Annotated in this window: 15 protein-coding genes and 1 pseudogene; 12 read left to right on the top strand and 4 right to left on the bottom strand. The window is 68.0% G+C overall.

What is annotated here, in order from left to right; all coding sequences use genetic code 11:
* Positions 1-147: 147 nt before the first annotated feature.
* The gene (locus tag CK951_RS17705) at positions 148-1,107 is read right to left on the bottom strand and encodes a LysR family transcriptional regulator (protein WP_096787948.1); all 960 of its coding nucleotides are present in this window, start codon (positions 1,105-1,107) and stop codon (positions 148-150) included.
* A gap of 164 nt (positions 1,108-1,271) precedes the next feature.
* On the opposite strand from CK951_RS17705, the gene CK951_RS17700 reads away from it, so the two are divergent.
* From CK951_RS17700 to CK951_RS17650, 11 genes and pseudogenes are all read left to right on the top strand, one after another.
* Positions 1,272-2,468, top strand: coding sequence for a muconate/chloromuconate family cycloisomerase (locus CK951_RS17700; protein ID WP_232520782.1), 1,197 nt, complete (start codon positions 1,272-1,274; stop codon positions 2,466-2,468).
* 2 nt (positions 2,469-2,470) lie between these two features.
* Positions 2,471-2,761: a muconolactone Delta-isomerase gene (gene catC, locus CK951_RS17695; protein ID WP_096787552.1), complete on the top strand. Its 291-nt coding sequence runs from the start codon at positions 2,471-2,473 to the stop codon at positions 2,759-2,761.
* A gap of 69 nt (positions 2,762-2,830) precedes the next feature.
* On the top strand, positions 2,831-3,769 hold the full coding sequence (gene catA / locus CK951_RS17690) for a catechol 1,2-dioxygenase (RefSeq protein WP_096787551.1): 939 nt from the start codon (positions 2,831-2,833) through the stop codon (positions 3,767-3,769).
* A gap of 112 nt (positions 3,770-3,881) precedes the next feature.
* Entirely contained in the window at positions 3,882-5,264 is a 1,383-nt protein-coding gene (locus CK951_RS17685; RefSeq protein ID WP_096787550.1) for a Rieske 2Fe-2S domain-containing protein, read from the top strand.
* Positions 5,261-5,776 carry a benzoate 1,2-dioxygenase small subunit gene (benB, locus tag CK951_RS17680; protein WP_269770567.1) on the top strand — a complete coding sequence of 172 codons (516 nt, stop codon included), beginning with the start codon at positions 5,261-5,263 and terminating at the stop codon, positions 5,774-5,776. Before CK951_RS17685 ends, benB begins: the two co-directional genes overlap by 4 nt.
* A 37-nt stretch (positions 5,777-5,813) precedes the next feature.
* Entirely contained in the window at positions 5,814-6,842 is a 1,029-nt protein-coding gene (benC, locus tag CK951_RS17675; RefSeq protein ID WP_096787549.1) for a benzoate 1,2-dioxygenase electron transfer component BenC, read from the top strand.
* Positions 6,839-7,624 carry a benzoate diol dehydrogenase BenD gene (benD, locus tag CK951_RS17670; protein ID WP_096787548.1) on the top strand — a complete coding sequence of 262 codons (786 nt, stop codon included), beginning with the start codon at positions 6,839-6,841 and terminating at the stop codon, positions 7,622-7,624. Before benC ends, benD begins: the two co-directional genes overlap by 4 nt.
* A 40-nt stretch (positions 7,625-7,664) precedes the next feature.
* Positions 7,665-8,993 carry an aromatic acid/H+ symport family MFS transporter gene (locus CK951_RS17665; protein WP_096787547.1) on the top strand — a complete coding sequence of 443 codons (1,329 nt, stop codon included), beginning with the start codon at positions 7,665-7,667 and terminating at the stop codon, positions 8,991-8,993.
* Positions 8,994-9,054: 61 nt separating this feature from the next.
* A complete protein-coding gene (pcaD, locus tag CK951_RS17660) occupies positions 9,055-9,924 on the top strand; it encodes a 3-oxoadipate enol-lactonase (protein ID WP_096787546.1) in 870 nt (289 codons plus the stop codon).
* Positions 9,921-10,748 (top strand): 3-keto-5-aminohexanoate cleavage protein, encoded by an 828-nt coding sequence (locus tag CK951_RS17655; protein WP_096787545.1) that lies wholly within the window; start codon positions 9,921-9,923, stop codon positions 10,746-10,748. Before pcaD ends, CK951_RS17655 begins: the two co-directional genes overlap by 4 nt.
* Positions 10,735-10,911 (top strand): annotated as a pseudogene (locus CK951_RS17650) (IS5/IS1182 family transposase); the annotation flags it as partial. The gene CK951_RS17655 and the pseudogene CK951_RS17650, both read left to right, overlap by 14 nt.
* Before the next feature lie 95 nt (positions 10,912-11,006).
* Here the strand turns inward: CK951_RS17650 and CK951_RS17645 are convergent.
* Both CK951_RS17645 and CK951_RS17640 read right to left on the bottom strand, forming a co-directional pair.
* A complete protein-coding gene (locus CK951_RS17645; RefSeq protein ID WP_096787544.1) occupies positions 11,007-12,008 on the bottom strand; it encodes an NAD(P)H-binding protein in 1,002 nt (333 codons plus the stop codon).
* Between the two features lie 181 nt (positions 12,009-12,189).
* On the bottom strand, positions 12,190-13,479 hold the full coding sequence (locus CK951_RS17640) for a sorbosone dehydrogenase family protein (protein ID WP_096787945.1): 1,290 nt from the start codon (positions 13,477-13,479) through the stop codon (positions 12,190-12,192).
* Between the two features lie 196 nt (positions 13,480-13,675).
* Between CK951_RS17640 and CK951_RS17635 the strand changes: the two genes are divergently transcribed.
* Positions 13,676-14,737 carry a YeeE/YedE family protein gene (locus CK951_RS17635; RefSeq protein ID WP_096787543.1) on the top strand — a complete coding sequence of 354 codons (1,062 nt, stop codon included), beginning with the start codon at positions 13,676-13,678 and terminating at the stop codon, positions 14,735-14,737.
* Here CK951_RS17635 and CK951_RS17630 read toward each other — a convergent pair whose 3' ends face one another.
* Entirely contained in the window at positions 14,738-15,640 is a 903-nt protein-coding gene (locus tag CK951_RS17630) for an MBL fold metallo-hydrolase (RefSeq protein WP_096787542.1), read from the bottom strand. It lies immediately after the preceding gene.
* Positions 15,641-15,683 lie beyond the last annotated feature (43 nt).

The raw sequence follows: 15,683 nt of genomic DNA, 5'->3' as shown, positions 1-15,683 counted from the left end.
GCAACGGGCCGGTTCCGCAAGGACCGAGGAAATCACCAGGCTCGGGACCATTGATTTGGGGCGGTATCGTAAGTCAGGCTTCGCAAGGAGCCCTGACCGACGACAAATCTCTGCTTGCTGGCAGAGGCACGGATGGTCGTCGGCCGGTCAGTCTTCAGCCGTCTCCGCGTCGAGCCCTTTGCTGGTCAGGCAGCCGAAGTTGCTGGCCTCGAGCCAAGCCGGGTTCTCGGCATACATGTCGCCGATCAGGCGCTTGACGAGGTCGAGGTAGCGCGAGACATCGCCTTCGCGATGGCTGAGGATGACCGGAGACACCGCGCGCGGCCCGTCGATCAACCGATAGAGCACGTCCGATCGCATCTGCCGGGCCGAGGCCGGGATGATGCAGATCCCCGAGTCGGCCGCGACCAGCCCGAGCGCCGTCTGGATCTCGCGCACTTCCAGCACCTCGGACGGGCGAACATTCTCGTCCTGCAGCAGGTTCAGGATCTGGTCTGCAAAGCTGGGACGTGGCTCCTTGGGATAGACGATCAGCTTCTGGCCCGACAGCGCGGTCAGCGGCATCGGCCGGCTGTCCCCGGCCAGAGCCGTGCCCTGGGGCAGCGCGGCCACCAGCCGCTCCTCGCGCAGGACGGTGCTCGAGATGTTCGGGTCGCTGTGCTTCAGGCGGCCGAAGCCCAGGTCGATCCGCCCTTCCTTCAGCGCCGGGACCTGCTGGATCGACAGCATCTCGAGCAACTGGATGTCGAGTTCGGGCGCATTCTGGCGCAGCTTCCTGACCAGCGAGGGGAGGCCCCCGTATAGGGTCGAGGCGACGAAGCCGATGGAGAGCACCCGGTTCCGGTTCAGGCCCACCCGACGCGTGGCATCCTTCATCTGATCGACGCGACCCAACACCTGCAGGGCCTGTTCGTGAAAGAGGCGGCCCGCGTCGGTCAGCTTCAGCGGGCGGCTCTTGCGCACGATCAGCGTGACGCCCAGTTCCTCCTCCAGCAACTGGATCTGACGGCTGAGCGGGGGCTGTGCGATGTTCAGGATCTCCGCCGCGCGGGTAAAGTTCCGCTCGCGCGCAACGGCCGCGAAATAGCGCAACTGGCGCAGGTCCATCATAGCCTCCCTTGGCGCAGCAGCATTCATGCCGCCGTCTCCAGTATTATGCAGCGCGGCAAGTCGCTGAACCTCGACTGCTCCAGGATACCATACCCTGAGGGTATCGTATCAAATGCAAACGGTCTTGGACGGCGGACCGGCGGCGCTGGCATGGTTCCGTCATGAACCAGTCATTCGCCCCCCGCATCCACCACCCCGCCGATACCGCCAGCCCCGTCGTCACGCAGGTCGAGACGGTGATCGTCGACCTTCCGACCATCCGGCCGCACAAGCTGTCGGTGGCGACGATGAACGGACAGGTCCTCGTGCTTGTCCGGGTCCATTGCAGCGACGGCATCGTCGGCATCGGCGAAGGCACCACCATCGGCGGCCTGGCCTATGGCGGGGAAAGCCCGGAAAGCATCAAGACCAACATCGACACCTGGGTCGCGCCGGTCATGCTCGGCCAGGATGCGACGCGGGTGCAGGCGCTGATGGCGCGGATCGGCAAGATGGTGAAGGACAACCGCTTTGCCAAGTCCGCGGTGGAAACCGCGCTTCTGGATGCCCACGGCAAGCGCCTCGGCCTGCCGGTCAGCGAGTTGCTGGGCGGCCGGCGCCGGGACCGGCTGCCGGTGGCCTGGACGCTGGCCTCGGGCGACACGGCGCGCGACATCGCCGAGGCGGAACAGATGCTGGATCTGCGCCGCCACAGGGTCTTCAAGCTGAAGATCGGAGCGCGCGCCATCCGCGAGGACATTGCCCATGTGGCCGCGATCAAGGCCGCCCTTGGCGAACGCGCGGCGGTGCGCGTCGATGTGAACATGGCCTGGTCGGAGGGCGATGCCGCCTTCGGCATGGCCGCCCTTGCCGATGCGGGCTGCGAACTGGTCGAACAGCCCGTGGCCTCCACCGCGGCGCTGAGCCGGCTGGTGCGGCGCTTCCCCGTGGCGCTGATGGCCGATGAATCGCTGACCGGCCCGGAAAGTGCCTTCGAGATCGCCCGCACCCACGGCGCGGATGTGTTCGCGGTGAAGCTTGAACAGAGCGGCGGCGCCTTCAACGCGCTGCGCGTGGCGGCCATCGCGGATGCGGCCGGGATCGGCCTTTACGGCGGCACCATGCTGGAAGGCGCGGTGGGCACGGTGATCTCGGCCCATGCCTTTGCGGTCTTCGCCAACCTGCAATGGGGAACCGAACTGTTCGGCCCCCTGCTTCTGACCGAGGAAATCCTGGCCGAGCCGCTGGACTACAGCGACTTCGAACTGACCGTGCCAATGGGGCCCGGCCTTGGCCTGACGCTGGACGAGGATCGCGTGGCCTTCTTCGCCCGCGAGGGCATCCGCAAGACGATCAGCCTGCCGGGCGGAAAGGTGTGACGATGCTCTATCACGTGACCATGGACGTGAAGATCCCGCGCGACCTCTCCGCCGGGGAACGGGCGGATATCGTGGCGCGCGAGAAGCTCTATTCGCAGGACCTGCAGCGCAAGGGCACGTGGCGCCACATCTGGCGGATTGCCGGGCACTACGCAAACGTCAGCATCTTCGACGTGCGCGACAATGCCGAACTGCACGAGATCCTGTCCGGCCTGCCCCTGTTCCCCTTCATGGAGATCAAGGTCACGCCGCTGCTGCGCCACCCCTCGGCCATCGAAGGAGACGACAGCTAGACCAGACGCAGGGGCAGGCTGAGGGGGCCGGCCCGACCCAGTTTGCAAGCAAATCCAGGAGGAGAAGCCATGACTGTCAAGATCTTCGACCAACCCGAGGTGCAGGCGTTCCTGAGGGAACTCAGCGGATTGAACACCAACGAAGGCAGCCCGCGCATGAAGCAGATCGTGCATCGGCTGATGTCGGACCTGTTCAAGGCCATCGACGATCTCGACATCACCCCCGACGAGTACTGGACCGGCGTGGCCTGGCTGAATGACCTGGGCGCGGCCGGGCAGGCGGGTCTGATCTCGCCCGGGCTGGGGATCGATCACTTCATCGACGAGCGTCTGGACGCCATCGACGCCGCGCTGGGGATCGAGAACCCCACGCCCCGCACCATCGAAGGGCCGCTTTATGTCGCCGGGGCGCCGGAGGCGGTGGGCTTCGCGCGGCTGGACGACGGCACCGACGCCGACGGCCATACGCTGATCATGCGCGGCGTGGTGCATGGGTCCGACGGCAAGCCGCTGGCCGGCGCGAAGGTCGAGGTCTGGCACTGCGACACCCGCGGCTTCTACTCGCACTTCGACCCGACCGGCAAACAGGCGCCCTTCAACATGCGCCGCACCATCATCACCGACGCCGAGGGCCGCTACCGGCTCCAGAGCATCCTGCCCTCGGGCTATGGCGTGCCGCCGGGGAGCCCGACGGAAAAGCTGCTGACTGCGCTTGGCCGCCACGGCCAGCGTCCGGCGCATATCCACTTCTTCGTCAGCGGCGAGGGCCACCGCAAGCTGACCACCCAGATCAACATCGAGGGCGATCCGCTGATCGACGACGACTTCGCCTATGCCACCCGCGAGGGCCTCGTGCCGCACGTCATCGAGCGGACGGACGAGGAGAGCATCCACGCCAACGGCCTCAACGGCCCCTTCGCCGAAATCAGCTTCGACATCCACCTGACCGCGCTGGTTGATGGCGTCGACAACCAGATCAACGAACAGCGCCGCCGCGCGGCGGCCTGACCGAGAGGGACAACAGCGGCCGAAACGGGCGCCTCCACCCGAACCCACCCTTTTCATCACCGACATCTGGCAGGGGCCGGCGCCAACGGCGCATCCCCTGAAAGGAGAACTCATGTCCGCGATCATCGAGAAGGCACGCGATCTGGATCACCTTCTGGCCGTTGCCGTTCAGGACGACGCCGAAGCCGGTCTCTACCGCTGCCGCCGCGACATCTTCACGAACGAGGATCTGTTCGAACTGGAGATGAAGCACATCTTTGAAGGCAACTGGGTCTATCTGGCGCATGAAAGCCAGATCCCCGAGGTCAACGATTACTACACCACCTGGATCGGCCGGCAGCCAATCGTCATCACCCGCGACAAGGCCGGGTCGCTGAACGCCGTCATCAACGCCTGCGCCCACAAGGGCGCCATGCTCTGCCGCCGCAAGCAGGGCAACAAGGGCAGCTTCACCTGCCCCTTCCACGGCTGGACCTTTTCCAACACCGGCAAGCTGCTGAAGGTCAAGGACGCGAAGACCACGCAATATCCCGACCAGTTCAACAAGGACGGCTCGCACGACCTGACGCGCGTGGCCCGGTTCGAAAGCTATCGCGGGTTCCTCTTCGGCAGCCTGAACCCCGACGTGGCGCCGCTGGAGGACTTCCTGGGCGAGACGAAGGTCATCATCGACCAGATCGTCGATCAGGCGCCCGAGGGGCTCGAGGTTCTACGCGGCAATTCCTCCTACATCTACGACGGCAACTGGAAGCTGCAGATGGAGAACGGCTGCGACGGCTACCACGTCAGCTCGGTCCACTGGAACTATGCCACCACCATGGAACGGCGCAGCGAAACCGGCACCAAGGCCGTCGATGCGAACAGCTGGAGCAAGTCGGTTGCGGGCGTCTACGGCTTCGAGAACGGCCACATCCTGCTCTGGACCAACACCAGGAACCCCGAGGTGCGTCCTGTCTGGAACCGGCGTGAAGAGCTTGTCTCGCGTCTGGGCGAGGAGAAGGCAGGTTTCATCATCAACCAGACGCGCAATCTGGGGATCTATCCGAACGTGTTCCTGATGGACCAGTTCAGCACCCAGATCCGCGTCGTCCGCCCCTTTTCGGTAGACAGGACCGAGGTGACGATCTTCTGCTTCGCACCCCGCGGGGAAAGTGCGGCCGACCGTGCCACCCGCATCCGCCAGTACGAGGATTTCTTCAACGTCTCGGGCATGGGCACGTCCGACGACCTCGAGGAATTCCGGGCGTGCCAGACAGCCTATGCCGGCTCCACTCCGCTTTACAACGACATGTCGCGCGGAGCGCCGTTGTGGATCGCGGGCCCGGACGACAACGCCCGCCGCATGGGGCTGAACCCGCGCCTGTCGGGCGAACGCAGCGAGGACGAGGGCCTGTTCGTCTGCCAGCACGACTACTGGGCCAAGGCGATGCGCAACGCGCTGGCGGCCGAGAAGGCCGGCGGGCGGGTGACCGCGAAGGCAGGAGATGCAGCATGAGCCTCGACATGAACACCGCCGGCACGGGTCTCGACTACGGCACGATCTGCGCATTCCTCTACCGCGAGGCGCGCCTTCTGGACGATCGGCAGTGGGACGAATGGCTGGGCTGCTATGCCCCCGACGCGACCTACTGGATGCCGGCCTGGGACGACGACGACCAGACGACCGAGGACCCGCAGTCCGAGATCTCGCTGATGTACTATCCCAACCGCGAGGGGCTCGAGGACCGGGTGTTCCGCATCAAGACGGAACGGTCGGGCGCATCCACGCCGGAACCCCGCACCAGCCACACGGTCTCGAACGTCGAGGTGGTCGCGGATCGCGGCTCCGAAGTGGATGTCCGCTACAACTTCCACACGCTCAACCACCGCTATCAGGTCACGGACCAGTTCTTCGGAACCATGTTCGTCACCCTGCGCCGGGACGGCGCCGGCCTGCTGATCGCGGCCAAGAAGATCGTCCTGAAGAACGACTACATCCGCCAGGTCATCGACGTCTATCACGTCTGACCTCCCCCCTCGGCACAACCGCAAGGAGGAAGCGACCATGTGCTATCGGATCGCACTGAATTTCGAGGACGGGGTGACCCGCTTCGTCGATTGCAAGCCGGGCGAGAAGGTTCTCGACGCCGCCTTCCGCAACAGGATCAACCTGCCGATGGACTGCTCCGACGGCGTCTGCGGCACCTGCAAGTGCCGCGCGGAAAGCGGCGCCTATGACCTGGGCGAGGATTACATCGACGACGCCCTGACCGGGGACGAGGCGGCCGAGGGGCTGGTGCTGACCTGCCAGATGGTGCCGTCCTCCGACTGCGTGCTGTCGGTCCCGACCACGTCGCTCGCCTGCAAGACCGGCCAGCAGTCCTTCGCGGCCACCGTCTCCCGGATCGAGCCGCACCACGACGCGGCGGTGGTGCTGGAACTCGCGACCGATGAAGGGGCAGAGGCACCGGCCTTCCTGCCGGGGCAGTATGTCGGCATCGACGTGCCGGGCAGCGGCGCGTGCCGGTCCTATTCCTTCAGCACGGGGCCGGGCGAGCGCACGCTGGGCTTCCTGATCAAGAAGATCCCCGGCGGGGTGATGGGGAACTGGCTCGCGCGGGCGAAGCCGGGCGACCGGCTGACCCTGACCGGGCCGATGGGCAGCTTCTACCTGCGCGACGGCGACGGCCCGCTCCTGTTCCTTGCCGGCGGCACCGGGCTTGCGCCCTTCCTGTCCATGCTGGAGGTCCTCGCCCGGGCCGGCTCGCGCCGCCAGATCCACCTGATCTATGGCGTGACGCGCGATCTGGACCTGATTCTGGTGGACCGGATCGCGGCTTACACCCGCCGCCTGCCGAACTTTACCTTTGCCACCGTGGTGGCCGAGGAAACCTCGGACCACCCGCGCAAGGGCTGGGTGACGCAGCACATGCCCGGGGACATGCTGGCCACCGGAGAGGCGGACATCTATCTCTGCGGTCCCCCGCCAATGGTCGATGCCGTCCGCCGCTATCTGGACGAGACCGGCGTCAAGGCAGCGAGCTTCCACTACGAGAAGTTCACCCCCAACGCGCCCCTGAAGGCCATCGCATGACCGGCGCCGTCTTCACCGGGCGCTTTGCCGGCAAGGTGCTTGTCGTGACCGGGGCCGCGCAGGGCATCGGCCGCGCCGTGGCCCTGCGGGCGGCGGCCGAGGGCGGCAAGGTCCTTTTCGTGGACCGGGCCGATTTCGTGGCCGAGGTCGCGGCGGAAGCCGGGCAGAATGCCGCCGCCTGCAACGCCGATCTCGAAACATGGGACGGCGCCGATGCCGCCATGCGTCAGGCCGTCGAGACCTTCGGCGGCATCGACATCCTGATCAACAACGTCGGCGGCGCGATCCGGATGCGGCCCTTCGCCGAGTTCGAGCCGGCCCAGATCGACGCCGAGATCCGCCGCTCGCTGATGCCGACGCTCTACTGTTGCCACGCCGTCCTGCCGCATCTGCGGGCGCGCGGCGGTGGCACCATCGTCAACGTGTCCTCGAACGCCACGCGCGGCATTCACCGCGTGCCCTATTCGGCAGCCAAGGGGGGCGTCAACGCCATCACGCAGTCGCTGGCGATGGAGATGGCGCCCCACAACATCCGCGTCGTGGCCACCGCGCCCGGTGGCACGGAAGCGCCGCCCCGCCGCGTTCCGCGCAATGCCAGCGGCGACAGTGACGCCGAACGGCAATGGATGGCCGAGGTGGTCGAGCAGGTGAAGCAGTCGGCCTTGATGAAACGCTACGGCACCATCGAGGAACAGGCGGCGCCGATCCTTTTCCTGGCCTCGGACGAGGCCTCCTACATCACCGCAACCGTTCTGCCCGTCGCGGGAGGCGACACGGGCTGACCGGGCTTCACGCAATCATCACAACCGGGAGGAGACAGGAATGCGCACGATCGACGTGAGCGAGGCGATGGAACATGGCCCGTTCGGGCGGTTTCAATGGATGGTGGTGGGTCTCTGCGGCACGCTGCTGGTGGTCGATGGCTATGACGTGTTCGTGGCCGGAACCGTGCTGCCGACGCTGATCTCGGAGTGGGGCCTGACCAAGCCGCAGGCGGGCGCGCTGCAGGCCTGGGCGCTCTTCGGGATGATGTTCGGGGCGCTGATCCTCGGGCCGCTGGCCGACCGGATCGGCCGCAAGAAGGGCGTGGCGATCAGCTTCGTGCTGTTCACCACCGCGACCCTGCTGACGGGCTTCGCCACCTCGCCCGAGCAGTTCAAGATCTTCCGCTTCATCGCCGGGCTGGGCTGCGGCGGGCTGATGCCGAATGCCGTGGCGCTGATGAACGAATATGCGCCGAAGCGCCTGCGCGGCACGATGGTTGCGCTGATGTTCTCGGGCTATTCGATAGGCGGCATGGTCGCGGCCGGTCTGGGCATCGGCATCATCCCCGGCTTCGGCTGGCAGCCGATGTTCTTCATCGCGGCCATCCCGCTGGTCCTGCTGCCGCTGATCCTGTGGAAACTGCCGGAATCGCTGGGCTTCCTGATCCGGCAGGGCAAGCAGGACGAGGCGAAGCGTGTCTTCGCCCGGATCAGCGACATGCCGCTGGCGGCCGATGACCGGCTGGTCTTTCCCGAGGCCCGCGGCACCTCGGCCTCCGTCGCGGAGTTGTTCCGCCACGGCCGCACGCTGCGCACGCTGATGCTGTGGCTGTCGTTCTTCTGCTGCCTGCTTCTGGTCTACCTGCTGTCCTCGTGGCTGCCCAAGGTGCTGCAAGAGGCCGGCTATGCCGAGCGGGCGAGCCTTCTGTCGCTCTTTTCGCTGAACTTCGGCGGCATGGCGGGGGCGATCCTCGGCGGCCGGCTGGGAGACCGGTTCGGGCTGCCCAGGATCGTCGTCGGCTTCTTCGCGGCGGCCGCGGTAGCCATCGCGCTGATCGGGGCAAACCCGGCGCCGGGGCTGCTGTTCGCGCTGGTCTTCATCGCCGGCGCCACCACGATCGGCACGCAGATCCTGCTCTATGCGAGCGTCGCACAACTCTACGACCTGTCGGTGCGCTCGACCGGGCTGGGATGGGCCTCGGGCGTGGGGCGGATCGGCGCGATCGTCGGGCCGACGCTGGGGGGAGTCTTGCTGGCTCAGGAGCTTCCGCTGGGCCAGAACTTCCTGATCTTCGCCCTTCCGGCGGTCATCTCGACCCTCGCGATGCTGGTCTTCGCGCTGAGCAACAGCCGCCCTCGCGTCGCCGTGCAGCTTGCCGCCACCTGATCAAGACCTTTCGGGCGGCGCGCGGCCTTGCCGCCCGCCGCTCCCCTGCGGAGAGCCCGTGATGCCCGATCTGCACATTCCGACCCACCACCTTCACTACCGCATCGACGGGGCCGCCGCGGCCAGGCCCTGGCTGGTATTCTGCAATTCGCTCGGCACCGACCTGCACATGTGGGACGCGCAGGTCGCGGATCTCTCGGAGGATTTCCGCATCCTTCGCTATGACCGCCGCGGGCATGGCAAGTCCGGCACGCCGACGCCCCCCTACAGCCTGGCCGATCTTGGCAGAGACGTGATCGCGCTGATGGACGCGCTTGGCATTGCGCGGGCGCATATCTGTGGCCTGTCCATCGGCGGACTGACCGCGCAATGGCTGGCCATCCACGCCGGGGATCGGTTTGACCGGGTCGTTGCATGCGCCACGGCGGCCCGGATCGGAACTGCCGAAAGCTGGAACGCCCGCAGGGCCGAAGTGGAAGCGAACGGCCTGAGAGGCCTCGTTGCCGCGACGGGCGAGCGCTGGTTCACTCCGGCTTTTCGTGCGGCCCGCCCCGCCGCCGTGGGTGCGATCCTGGACGGTTTCGCCGCGACGCCGGTCGCTGGCTATGCCGGGTGCTGCGCGGCTCTTGCCGGGGCGGATCTGCGGGAGCGGCTGGCCGAGATAGCGGCTCCGCTTCTTGCGATCTCCGGCGCAGACGATCCGGTCTGTCCCCCCGCCGATCTGGAGGCGATCGCCCGCGCCGTGCAGGACGGACACCATGCCGCGCTGCCGGGCCGACATCTCCTGAACCTCGAATCCGCGGCGGCGTTCAACGCCGTTCTGCGGGATTTCCTCAAGGCCTCCGGCCGTGCCGACCCTGCACCGCACCGCATGGGCCCCGACAGCCCACCACCCGCAAACCACAGCACAAAATCCGAGGGTAAGCCATGAAACCGTGCATCATCTGTGTGGCCATCACCGGGTCGCTTCCGACCAGGGCCAACAACCCGGCCGTTCCGATCACGATCTCCGAGCAGATCGAGTCGACACAGGAAGCCTTCGAGGCGGGGGCCGCCATCGCCCATTGTCATGTGCGAGACGACAAGGGCAGGCCGACCAGCGATCCCGAAAGGTTCGCGCGATTGAAGGAAGGGATCGAGCGGCATTGTCCCGGCATGATCGTGCAGCTTTCCACGGGCGGGCGGTCCGGCGCCGGTCGCGAGCGTGGCGCCATGCTGCCGCTCGGCCCCGACATGGCGTCGCTCTCGGTCGGGTCGAACAATTTCCCGACCCGCGTCTACGAGAACCCGCCCGATCTGGTCGACTGGCTGGCCGCCGAAATGATCAGGTATGACGTGAAGCCCGAGATCGAGGCGTTCGACCTCAGCCATATCTTTCAGGCGGCACGGATGCACGGCGACGGCCGGATCCGGGCAACGCCCTACGTGCAGTTCGTGATGGGCGTGAGGAACGCGATGCCGGTCGACCGCGAGGTCTTCGAGTTCTACGTCCACACGGTCCACCGGCTCTTCGGTCCCGATGCGCCATGGTGTGCGGCCGGTATCGGCGCCCACCAGATCGTCGTCAACGAATGGGCAGTCGCTTCGGGCGGTCATGCCCGCACCGGCCTCGAGGACAACGTGCGCCTCGACAAGGACCGGCTCGCGCCGTCCAATGCGGCGCTGGTCCGCCGTGTGGTGGAGCTTTGCGGGAAGCACGAACGCCCCGTCGCAACCTGGCAGCAGGCACGTGACATCCTCCGGTTGGCGGCCTGACGACCTACGAGACGCATTGGAAGACAGGGGTGAAGGGCTCCCCGGCCGGAAGTCCCGCAGGATAGCCGTGAAATACGACCGGCGGCGCAACCGCATCGAGATCATGTTCGGCCGCCCCAAGGACTGGCGGCGCGTCGCCGCCCGATACGACAGGTGCCCCTAGATCTTCTTCCCGGCCATGGCGCTCGCCGAAGACCGTCCTCTTCCGGCTGTGAAATCCGGGAGTCCGGTGTCTGGGCCAAGGCTCAGGCCTGCGGATCAGAACACCGCGTGCTCCCCGAGATCCACCGAGGCCTCGCCTCGGATCAGGCGGGCGTAGAACTCGTGCAGCGTCTCGCTTCCGGCCGAGGGTGTCGCGTCGGCATCGTAGCGCCCTGTCGCGGGGTCGAGGACCAGCATGGATTCCGTCGCGTAGTAGCGGCCGATCCGCGCCAGCTCCGCCTTGTCCCGCAGCTTCGGCACCACCCGCCCCAGGGTGTCGAGCACCGCGATGATGGTGTCGAGCAGCGCGACCGGCACCTGCCGGAACTTCGGATCGCGGCCGAGGAGACGGAACAGGTCCTCGCCCTGCTGGCGGGGGGTGATCGCTGCGCCCGGACCGCCGATCGGCAGGATCCGGTTCCGGCGGCCCGGAGCGTCGAGGCACTCGGCGATGTATCGGCCAAGGTCGCCGTCGCTGATCGGCTTGCAGGCGGTCAGGGTGCCATCGCCGAACAGAAGGAACGGCTTGCCCTGCCGGACACGCTCCACCTGGCCCGAGAGCGACTTGAAGAAGGCCGTGGGCCGCACGATGGAATACGTGAGGCCCGACTCGATCAGCTCCTTCTCGAAGGCGAGCTTGGCCTGCTGGAAGGCGAGAAGCGGCTTCTGGACGCAGATCGCCGAAAGCAGCACCACCTCGGTGACGCCGGCCCTGCGGGCCGCGGCGAGGGCGTCGCTGTGTGCCCGGTGATCGATCGCCCAGGCGTCGCGCGGCACGCCCGTGCGCGAGGCAAGGCAGGACACCAGCACATCGAAGCGCTCGCCCCGGAAGCCGTCGCGGTCGAGCGAGAGCGGATCGGTCACGTCGCCGTAGCGCAGGATGGCGCCGTCGGGCAGGTTGCTGCGGCTGCCGGCGTTGCGGGGCCGCAGGAAGCAGACGACCTCGTGCCCCTTCCCGAGCAGGGCCGCCACGGTGGCCCGGCCGATCGTGCCGGTCGCCCCCAGCATGAAGACGCGCCGGGGGCGGGGGGAGAGGTCGGAAATGGCCACGTCGCTCATCTGCAGGTTCCTTGCCGGTCTCGACCGCAGCCACGACGCCGGCGCCCTGGGATCATGGCGTCGGCTCCGCGGCGTGCCGAGCTTGTCCGGCGCATCCTACGACGGCGCGGAGCCTGCGCTGAACGGGACGTAGGGTCGCGTCCCGCAACCGCGAAAGGGCAGGCGGGCGCTCACGGCTCCGTCAGGCTGCGGTGACGCGCCAGATCACGTCGCCCACGTCATCGGCCACCAGAAGGGACCTGCGGTCCGGGCCGATGGCGACGCCCACCGGACGACCGAATGCGGTCCTTTCGTCCGTGGACAGGAAGCCCCACAGGATGTCTCGCGGCGGGCCGGCGGGACGCCCGGCCTCGAAGGGCACGAAGATCACCCTGTATCCGCTGAGGATGGAGCGGTTCCACGAGCCGTGCTGTCCGATCACCATCCCGTCCGGGAAGCCCGGCAGCGTGCCCGCAGGCATCCAGCACAGCCCGAGCGAGGCGGTATGCCCGCCAAGCGCATAGTCCGGCGTGATCGCCTGCGCCACGAGGTCGGGATCCTGCCGCACCCGGTCGTCCACGATCCGGTTCCAGTAGCAATAGGGCCAGCCGTAGAAGCCGCCCTCGCGTACCGAGGTCAGGTAGTCGGGCGGGGTCTCATCCCCCAGCCCGTCGCGCTCGTTCACGACGGTCCAGAGGGTCCCGGTCCCGGGCTCCCACGCCATGCCGACGGGATTGCGCAGGCCCGAGGCGAAGATCCTTGCCTTGCCTGTCTCAAGGTCCAGCTCCCAGATCGCCGCGCGGCCTTCCTCGGCCGCCATGCCCTCGTCGCCGATGTTGCTGAGCGAACCCACGCCGGCATAGAGCCTCCTGCGGTCGGGCGACAGCAGCAGGCTGCGTGTCCAGTGCCCGCCGGGCTTGAACTCCACCAGCCTTCGCCCCGGTCCCACCGGCCGCACGGCAGTGGCGTCGAAGTCGAAGGCCACGATGCCGTCAGTGTTGCCGACGTAGAAGGTGCCGTCCGCCAGCACCATTCCGAACGGCTGGTTCTGGCCTTCGAGAAAGACCTCGCGCACCTCTGCCGCGCCGTCGCCGTCGCGGTCGCGCAGCAGGGTGATGCGGTTGGGGCTGGTCCCCAGCGCCTTCGCCCGCCGCATCGTGGCCTGCGTGACGCGGTCGAGCAGGTTCTTCGGCGGCGTCGCCTGCTGCAGCGCCTCGGCCACCAGCACATCGCCGCCCGGCAGGACCTCGATCCAGCGCGGATGGTTCAGGCCCGTGGCGAAGGGCGCAACCCGGAGGCCGGCCGCCGCGCGCGGGACCTGACCCGGCGCCCAGCCCTGCGCCGTCGGCATCTTCAGCGTCATGATGCCCTGCTTTTTCGCGGCCGGGATCTGCGGCGCTTCGCCGACCGCCTGTGTCCCCGGCGCGCCGGTTCTTCTCAGCAGCACCATCGCCCCGCCGACGAGGGCCGTCGCGCGTGCCAGTATGTCCATGATCCGCCTCGCCTCGTGGTCCGGACGAAAGCTTAGCGCGGGGCCGCGGATGGTCAAACCGGGAAGAAGCGGAAGCCCGCTTCCCGGTCCGCCGCAGGCCCGGGCCGCGGATCCGCCAAGCGGGCCCGTGATGCAGATCAACCCCTTGCCCCGCGGACCGGTATAGCCTTGCGCGGATGGCAGGCGGAGGGTGCCCATGGATGTCGTCCCGTTCGTGGATCTCGTGGGAGAGGCGCGCGCCTCGGCCCTGTTCGGACTGCTGACCGGCCTTGTCTTCGGCATCGCCGCGCAGCGCTCGGCCTTCTGCCTGCGCGCCGCCACGGTGGAGTTCGCGCGTGGGGAATTCGGGCAGCGCATGGCGGTGTGGCTTCTGACCTTCTCGACCGCCATGGTCTGGGTGCAGGCCGCGCAGATGCTCGGCTTCTTCCGCGAGGAGGAGGCGCGCATGATGGCGGTGACCGGCTCGTGGTCGGGTGCGATCATCGGCGGCCTGCTGTTCGGCGTGGGCATGGTTCTGGCGCGCGGCTGCTCGGGGCGGCTGCTGGTGCTGGCGGCGACGGGGAACCTGCGCTCGGTGGTGGCGGGGCTCATCTTCGCGGTGGTGGCGCAGATGTCGCTGCATGGCTGGCTGTCGCCGCTGCGCGACCGGCTGGCGCGGCTCTGGGTGACGCCGGACGGCCGCAATGTCGATCTGCTGGAGGCGCTGGGAGTGCCGCAGCAGGCCGGGCTGGTCCTCGGGCTGGGGCTTGCGGCCTTCGCGCTGTGGCTGGCGCGCAGGAACCGGATCGGCGCCTCGACGCTGGTCTTCGCCTCGGGCGTGGGATTTGCGGCGGCACTGGGCTGGGTGCTGACCTACAGCCTCGCGCAGGTCAGCTTCGAGCCGGTGTCGGTCACATCGGCGACCTTCAGCGGGCCTTCGGCCAACACGCTGATGTTCTTCCTCGTGCCGCAGCCCGAGTTCGGCTTCGACATCGGGCTGGTGCCGGGGGTGTTCCTCGGGGCGTTCCTCGCGGCGGCGGCGGCGCGCGAGCTGCAGTTCCAGGGCTTCGACGGTGCACCCGCGATGCGGCGGGCGATGATCGGCGCCGTGCTCATGGGGTTCGGCGCGATGCTGGCGGGGGGCTGCGCCATCGGGGCCGGGGTGTCCGGCACCTCGATCTTCGTCGCCACGGCGTGGCTTGCGCTTCTGTGCATGTGGATCGGGGCGGTCCTGACAGACCTCGTGGTCGATCAGGCGCGGCGTCCGGCGGTGGCGTGATCAGGCAGTCAGGAACCGGTAGCCTCCGGCATGCCGCTCGGTTCGCCCGATGCCGCCCTCGGGCAGGTGGAAGCCGATCAGCACCATCCGGTCGGCCGTGATCTGGTCGAGGAGACCCGCCCGCGTCCTTGCCCCCAGCTCGGGGTCCTGATCGGACGGCACGGGCCAGTCCGGCCGCTCGAACCCGACATGGGCGTTGCCGATCGCATCGCCCGCCAGCATCACCGGATCCGGCGCGTCGATGACGAAGGCCATGTGACCGGGCGTGTGTCCCGCGGTGAGGCGCGCGGTGACGCCGGGCAGCACCGCTGCCCCGTCCTCGAACAGGGCGATGCGGTCGGCCATGGCCTCCAGCCGCCGCTTCGCCCCGGCGGCGAAGCTCTGTCTGGCCTCGCCGATGGTGGATGCGGTGTCCGGGTCCGTCCAGTAGTCGAACTCTGCCCGGCCCATCATGTGCTGCGCCCCGGAGAAGACCGGCTCGTCGAACTCGTCGAGCAGCCCCCAGAGGTGATCGGGATGGCCGTGGGTGAAGACGACGTGGGTGACGTCCTCGGGCGCGACCTCGAGCGCCGAGAGCGCCTCGGACAGCCGGCCGGCGGTCGGCATGAAGTCGGGCCCCGAGCCCACGTCGAACAGGACCGTATGCGTCCCGTCCCGCAGAAGGGTGACGTTGCAGGGCACCTGCTGCGACGGTCCCGAGATGGCGTGGCGCGCGAGGATGGGGCGAAGCTCCTCCTCCGGCAGGCCGCCAAACAGGAAGCTCGACGGCAGCACCAGATGGCCGTCGGACAGCGTGTCGAGCCTGAACGTGCCGGATTCCAGCCGCATCGCGGACCACAGCCGCTGCGGCATCGCAAGGCCCGCGGCAGCCGCGGCAAGGAAGGTTCTGCGGGTAAGGATCATCGCGTCGTTTCCTTTCCGATCCGGGGCGCGGCGGAAGGCGCGG

This window comes from Rhodobacter sp. CZR27 (assembly GCF_002407205.1).
In the GTDB taxonomy this organism is placed as follows: Bacteria; Pseudomonadota; Alphaproteobacteria; order Rhodobacterales; family Rhodobacteraceae; genus Cereibacter_A.
Note: the sequence above shows the minus strand (reverse complement) of the source record. Positions and strands in the feature narration are given on the sequence as shown.